The 5,746-nt window shown below is 67.5% G+C and carries 6 protein-coding genes; 1 reads left to right on the top strand and 5 read right to left on the bottom strand.

The genetic code is table 11. From position 1 onward, the window contains the following. Positions 1-272: 272 nt before the first annotated feature. Positions 273-1,463 carry a glycerophosphodiester phosphodiesterase gene (locus tag JHC36_RS07985; RefSeq protein WP_287918015.1) on the bottom strand — a complete coding sequence of 397 codons (1,191 nt, stop codon included), beginning with the start codon at positions 1,461-1,463 and terminating at the stop codon, positions 273-275. Between the two features lie 299 nt (positions 1,464-1,762). Here JHC36_RS07985 and JHC36_RS07990 point away from each other — a divergent pair, with 299 nt between their 5' ends. Beyond that, positions 1,763-2,971 carry an aminotransferase class V-fold PLP-dependent enzyme gene (locus JHC36_RS07990; protein ID WP_287918018.1) on the top strand — a complete coding sequence of 403 codons (1,209 nt, stop codon included), beginning with the start codon at positions 1,763-1,765 and terminating at the stop codon, positions 2,969-2,971. On the opposite strand, the gene JHC36_RS07995 is transcribed toward JHC36_RS07990, so the two are convergent. From JHC36_RS07995 to JHC36_RS08010, 4 genes are all read right to left on the bottom strand, one after another. Further along, positions 2,920-3,645, bottom strand: coding sequence for an LrgB family protein (locus JHC36_RS07995; RefSeq protein WP_124222803.1), 726 nt, complete (start codon positions 3,643-3,645; stop codon positions 2,920-2,922). The two genes, JHC36_RS07990 and JHC36_RS07995, sit on opposite strands and share 52 nt — an antisense overlap. A 6-nt stretch (positions 3,646-3,651) precedes the next feature. Then, positions 3,652-3,816, bottom strand: a complete 165-nt coding sequence (locus JHC36_RS08000) for a hypothetical protein (RefSeq protein ID WP_287918022.1) — start codon at positions 3,814-3,816, stop codon at positions 3,652-3,654. A 69-nt stretch (positions 3,817-3,885) separates the two neighbouring features. After that, positions 3,886-4,257, bottom strand: coding sequence for a CidA/LrgA family protein (locus JHC36_RS08005; RefSeq protein WP_124222806.1), 372 nt, complete (start codon positions 4,255-4,257; stop codon positions 3,886-3,888). A gap of 15 nt (positions 4,258-4,272) precedes the next feature. Then, the coding region (locus JHC36_RS08010) for an FAD-linked oxidase C-terminal domain-containing protein (RefSeq protein ID WP_287918026.1) at positions 4,273-5,746 on the bottom strand (1,474 nt) is incomplete at its 5' end.

The raw sequence follows: 5,746 nt of genomic DNA on the forward strand, positions 1-5,746 counted from the left end.
AGAGGCCCACCTGCTCGGCGAGTTTGAGGTTGGACAGCCCGCCGCCGAGCCCGGCGACGCAGCGTTGCCGCTCGAGCGGCTGCTGCTCGAGCGCGCGCTGAGCGTCAACACCGCAGCGGCGGGTGGGAACGCGAGCTTGATGATGCTGAGTTGAGCCTTATTTTCAAAGAATTGGCCGCGATCCCAGCGCAAAACGGTCATGAAATGCTACAAACAAAAGAGCGACCCGCAGGCCGCTGGCGCGCCATCACGGGAGCTTGTTCAGCGTTGCCTCAGTAGCCCATCTCGCGCAGGTAGGCGTCGCGCGCGGCGAGCGCCGTGTCGGTGAAATCGGAGAACACCCCGTCTACGCCGAGGCGGTAGAACTGCAGGTATTCGGCTTGCGGGTTGCCTGCGTAGTCGAACGCCAGGCGGCGCTTTTCGTTGCGGAATGTGTAGGGGTGCACGAAAAGGCCGGCCTTGTGCGCATCGGCGATCAGGCTGGTGGGCGGCTGGGTGCGCCCATCTTGCAGGTCGACCTTGCCGTCGCCGTTGAGGTCCTTCATCTTGCCGTTGGCGTCGAACTCGCCTTTGATCGGCACGATGTAGGGCTTCCACGGGCCGATGCCGTCGGCATAGGTTTTGATCTCGGCCAGGCCCGCGGGTGTGACCATGTCGGAGAACAGCCGCTTGTCGCCGGCGAGCGTCCAGTCGTAGGGGCGGTCATAGGGCGGGGCGTAGCTCAGGCCGCCGGTTTTGAAGTCGTAGTCGTCGGCGTCGATGAGCTGGACGATCTTGGTTTGCAAGCCCTTGCTCTTCATGTATTTCAGGCTGCTGGGTTCAAAGCTTTGCACGAACACCGGCGCGTCCTTGCGGTTCCAGCCCGCGGCGGTGAGCTGCGCGATGAGCTTGTCTTCCAGCGGCAGGCCGAGCTGGCGGTGGTAGGTGGGGTTCTTGGTTTCTGGGTAGACCGAGATCACCCGGCCGCCGACCGAGCGCGACTTGGCCAGGTCGATGATTTCCTGGAAGGTCACCACCTTGAACTGCCCGTTGTACTGCTGCGGGCGCTCGACGTCGGTGGCGATGGCGCCGAGTGTCTTGATCTCGGCAAGGGTGAAGTCATGTGCGAACCAGCCGGTTTGCAGCTCGCCGTCCACGTTCCAGTCCACGCGCTTGCGATTGGCGAACTCGGGGTGGCTGGCGACGTCGGTGCTGTAGGCCAGGTTGGGGTCGTGGCGGGCAATCAGCACGCCGTCCTTGGTGGAGATCAGGTCGGGCTCGATGCAGTCGGCGCCGAGGTCGATGGCCTTGGCATAGGCCTCCAGGGTCTCCTCGGGCAGGTAGCCCGAGGCGCCGCGGTGGGCGATGACGAGGGGCTTGGCGCCGTCGAGCGTGAGCAGCGGCTTGCCGCCGCCACCGCCGCAGCCAGCCAGGGCGGCCGCGCAGGCCAGGACCAGGCCGGTGGCCTTGAGGGAAATGCGCATGGAGTCCTCCGAAAAAATAACGTGGGTTCGTGGGTAACGACCGGAGCGAAGCGGTCCGCACAGGATGGTGCCGGCCCGAGGTGTCGTTTTGATGACGTTCGCGGGTCAATGCCACCGCCCTGCAGCTTGCGCAAGAGCCCGGCCGCGCCGCTGCGCGTCATTGACCTGTGCTGGGCCGCCGGGCCGATGTCGCCTTCGCACGCGCGAATAGCGTGCGTGCTAAGCTGATTGTTTCGCCGTCTCGGTCTCGCGTGCGCCTGCGCGCGACCGGACCGACACTTACCGTTGAGGAGAACCCCATGCCCGGACTGCTGCCCGACGTCGATGCCGACGGCCTGCTCGAATTCTCGGTCGTCTATACCGACCGCGCGCTCAACCACATGTCGCAGCGCTTTCAGGGCGTCATGCGGGACATTTCACGCATCCTCAAGACGGTCTACCACGCGCGCTCTGCGGTGCTCGTACCCGGCAGCGGCACCTTCGGCATGGAAGCGGTGGCCCGGCAGTTCGCCACCGACCGCAAAGTGCTGGTGCTGCGCAATGGCTGGTTCAGCTACCGTTGGACGCAGATCTTCGACATGGGCCGCATCCCGTCGGAACACATCGTGCTCAAAGCCCGCCGCACCGGCACGGACAAGCATGCGCCTTGGGTGCCGGCACCGATCGACGAGGTGGTCGCAACGATCCGCGCCGAGCGCCCCGCCGCGGTGTTCGCGCCGCATGTGGAAACGGCTGCGGGCATGATCCTGCCCGACGACTACCTGCGCGCCGTGGCCGATGCCGCACACGAAGTCGGCGCGCTGTTCGTGCTCGACTGCATCGCCTCCGGCGCCATGTGGGTGGACATGGAGGCCACGGGTGTGGACGTGCTGATCTCGGCGCCGCAAAAGGGCTGGAGCGGCTCTCCCGCCTGCGCGATGGTGATGCTCAGCGCGCGCGCGCGTAGCGCCATCGACGCCACCACCAGCACTAGCTTTGCCTGCGACCTGAAAAAATGGCTGCAGGTGATGGAAACCTACGAAAGCGGTGGCCACATGTACCACACCACCATGCCCACCGACGCGCTCGCGCGGCTGCGCGACGTGATGCTCGAAACCGAGGCCTATGGCTTCGAGCGGGTGCGCCAGGAGCAGATCGCGCTGGGCGCGGCCGTGCGGGCGCTGTTCGAGTCGCGCGGCATCCCGAGCGTGGCAGCCGAAGGCTACCAGGCGCCCGGCGTGGTGGTGAGCTACACCGAAGACCCCGAGATTCACAACAGCAAGAAATTCCTGGCCCAGGGCCTGCAGACCGCGGCGGGCGTGCCGCTGCAGTGCGACGAGCCGGCGGACTTCATGACCTTCCGCGTGGGTCTGTTCGGTCTCGACAAATGGCACCATGTGCCGCGCACCGTCGCGCAGCTCGAAGCCGCGTTGGACCGGCTGGGCATTGGAACGAAGACCGAGGCGCCTGCAGCCAGTCAAAACCAAGCGGCCACGAGCGGAATCACCAGCGAAGCCACCACCGCCTGAAGCCCGAGCGCCAGCGCCGCCCAGGCACCCGCATCGGGGTGCACTTGCAGCGCACGCGCCGCGCCGATCCCGTGCGCGGCGGTCCCGAGCGCGAAGCCGCGCGCCATCCAGCCCGTGGCGTCGCGGCCGATGCCCAGCGCGTCGAACACGTATTTGCCGCTGAGTGCGCCGATGAGCCCTGTGACGACCGCGAACACGGCCGCCAGCGCCGCAATGCCGCCGATCTGATCGGCCACGCCCATGGCCACGGGGGCGGTGATCGACTTGGGCGCGAGCGAGCGCAGCACCTCGGAAGGAAGCCCCAGCGCCCAGCCCAAGACCACCGCGCTGCCCGCCGCCGCGACCCCGCCGATCAAGGCCGCCAGCACGAACACCCAGCCGCGCTGGCGCAGTACGGCGCGCCGCTGCCACAGCGGCCAGGCCAGCGCCACCACCGCGGGGCCGAGCAGGAAGTGAATGAACTGCGCACCCGAAAAATACGTGGGGTAAGCGGTGCCCGTGGCAGCGAGCCCCAGCGCCAGCAGCACCACCGACCACAGCACCGGGTTGGCCCACGGCGCCTGCGCCATGCGGGTGTAGAACGCATGCGCCAGCACATACACGCCCAGCGTGGCCGTGAGGCCGAACAGCGGCGTCGACGAGAGGTACACCCAAAGCTGAACGAAGTCCGCCATTTCAGCCTAAATCCGGCAGTTGGGCGCGCCCGAGCGGGACGTCATCGGGCGCGCGGGCAAGGCGCAAACCACAGCCATGGCGCTGGCCATGGCGAGGATTTGCAACGCCGCCCCCGGGCCCGAGGGCGACTCGAACGGGTGCGCAGCGCTCACCCGAGCGGTGAACCGCATCCGCAGCAAAAACATTGAAACATCAACACCTTGCATTCAGCTCAAAGCGGTCAACTGCCGGATTTAGGTTCAGCGCGCCTCCCCGTCCGCAGCGCCTGCCGGCGGCTCGCGCAACAGCGCCCGCAGCAACGCAGCGGTGACCGCCAGCGCCACCCAGGTGGACACGACCAGCACCACGAGCAGACGCGGCCCGTACTGGCGCAGCAGGTCCAGATGCGTCATCACGCCCACGCCCACGGGCACGAACAGCAGCGAGAGATGCGCGAGCAAAAACTCGGCCACCGCACCCACGCGGTGTTGCACCGCGCGCCAGTTCAGGGCCAGCAGCAGCAACAACAGGCCCACCACCGGCCCCGGAAAGGGCAGGTGCAGCGCGCGCGAGAGCAGCTCACCGGCCGACTGGCACAGCAGCAGAAGAGCGAAGCCTTCGAGCGTGCGCACCGGCGGCCCCGTCGGTCAGAACCGTTCGAGCTCAGGGAAGGCCAGCCGGCCACCGCGCACGAGCATCTTTCCGTACTCGGCACAGCGCTGCAGCGTGGGAATGACCTTGCCGGGGTTGAGTAGCCCCTTGGGGTCGAAGGCGTGTTTGAGCGCGAACATCTGCGCGCGCTCTTCGGGGCTGAACTGCACGCACATGCTGTTGAGCTTTTCGACGCCGACACCGTGCTCGCCGGTGACGGTGCCACCCATTTCCACGCTGGCTTCCAGAATCTCGGCGCCAAACAGCTCGGCGCGGTGCATCTGGTCGGGGTCGTTGGCGTCGAACAGGATCAGCGGGTGCAGATTGCCGTCGCCCGCATGGAACACGTTGGCGCAGCGCAGGCCGTATTTGTGCTCCATCTGCGCGATGGCGAGCAGGATGTCGGCCAGGCGCTTGCGCGGGATGGTCGAGTCCATGCACATGTAGTCGGGGCTGATGCGGCCGCTCGCCGGGAAGGCGTTCTTGCGCCCGCTCCAGAACTTCAGCCGCTCCGCCTCGTTTTGGCTGACTGCAATTTTTGTAGCGCCCGACGCCCGAAGCACGCCGGACATCCGCTCGATTTCTTCCTCAACCTCTTCGGGCGTGCCGTCGCTCTCACACAGCAGGATCGCTTCGGCCGTCAGGTCGTAGCCCGCGTGCACGAAGTCTTCCACCGCCGCCGTCATGGGCTTGTCCATCATCTCGAGGCCGGCGGGGATGATGCCTGCGGCAATCACCGCGGCCACCGCGTCACCGGCTTTGCGGATGTCGTCAAAACTCGCCATGATGCAGCGCGCGAGTTGCGGCTTCGGGATGAGGCGTACGGTGACTTCGGTGGTCACGGCGAGCATGCCCTCGCTGCCGATGACGGCGGCCAGCAGGTCGTAGCCTGGCGCGTCCAGCGCTTCGCTGCCGAAGGTGACCGGCTCGCCCTCGATGGTGTAGCCGCGCACCTGCAGCACGTTGTGCACGGTCAGACCGTATTTCAGGCAGTGCACGCCGCCGGAGTTCTCGGCCACGTTGCCGCCGATGGTGCAGGCGATCTGGCTCGAGGGGTCGGGCGCGTAGTACAGGCCGTAAGGGGCGGCAGCCTCCGAGATCGCCAGGTTACGCACGCCCGACTGCACCACGGCGGTGCGGCTGCGCGGGTCGATGCGCACAATCTGGTTGAACTTCGCGAGGCTCAAGGTCACGCCCAGCGGGTTGGGCAGCGCGCCACCCGAGAGGCCCGTGCCCGCGCCGCGTGCGACCACCGGCACGCCCAGCGCGTGGCAGGCACGCAGCACGGCCTGCACCTGCGCCTCGGTCTCGGGCAGCGCCACGGCCAGCGGACGCTCGCGGTAGGCGGTGAGGCCGTCGCACTCGTAGGGCGTGGTCTCTTCGGGCGTGTAGAGCACCGCGTGCGCAGGCAGCACGGCCAGCAGCGCGGCGACGACTTCGCGCTGGCGCGCGGCGCGGTCGGTGGCGGCA

The sequence above is a fragment of the Tibeticola sp. genome, assembly GCF_022759015.1.
Classification (GTDB): Bacteria; Pseudomonadota; Gammaproteobacteria; order Burkholderiales; family Burkholderiaceae_C; genus Tibeticola; species Tibeticola sediminis.

Coding starts and splice junctions, on each gene's coding strand:
- JHC36_RS07985 (WP_287918015.1), bottom strand. CDS start 1,463: ATGCGCATTTCCCTCAAGGCCACCGGCCTGGTCCTGGCCTGCGCGGCC.
- JHC36_RS07990 (WP_287918018.1), top strand. CDS start 1,763: ATGCCCGGACTGCTGCCCGACGTCGATGCCGACGGCCTGCTCGAATTC.
- JHC36_RS07995 (WP_124222803.1), bottom strand. CDS start 3,645: ATGGCGGACTTCGTTCAGCTTTGGGTGTACCTCTCGTCGACGCCGCTG.
- JHC36_RS08000 (WP_287918022.1), bottom strand. CDS start 3,816: ATGCGGTTCACCGCTCGGGTGAGCGCTGCGCACCCGTTCGAGTCGCCC.